Source organism: Myceligenerans pegani (assembly GCF_014892515.1).
In the GTDB taxonomy this organism is placed as follows: Bacteria; Actinomycetota; Actinomycetes; order Actinomycetales; family Cellulomonadaceae; genus Myceligenerans; species Myceligenerans pegani.
The window spans coordinates 1-315 of the sequence record NZ_JADBGR010000011.1; the positions used below are offsets into that span (position 1 = coordinate 1).

General features: G+C 63.2%; 2 tRNA genes. Both read left to right on the forward strand.

The window, feature by feature from the left end:
• Positions 1-3: 3 nt before the first annotated feature.
• Positions 4-76: transfer RNA gene (locus tag IIE03_RS00450), tRNA-Lys, on the forward strand.
• A gap of 159 nt (positions 77-235) precedes the next feature.
• Positions 236-308: transfer RNA gene (locus IIE03_RS00455), tRNA-Lys, on the forward strand.
• The last annotated feature ends 7 nt before the right edge of the window (positions 309-315 follow it).

A 315-nucleotide genomic window follows, 5' to 3' on the forward strand; every position in this document is an offset into this window, starting at 1 on the left:
CACGCGCCATTAGCTCAATTGGCAGAGCAGCTGACTCTTAATCAGCGGGTTTGGGGTTCGAGTCCCTGATGGCGCACTCAGCGGGGGTGGCTTACGCCCACTTCGTGGGCCTTGCCACTTCGTTGATGTCTTGTGGGGGCGCAGCCCCCACACCCCGCCCGGGGGCTTGCCCCCGGACCCCCTCCGTGGTTGCGGCCGCCTCTAGCGTGCAGTGATCATGGGTGGGGAGGGTTGAGCGCCATTAGCTCAATTGGCAGAGCAGCTGACTCTTAATCAGCGGGTTTGGGGTTCGAGTCCCTGATGGCGCACTCAACG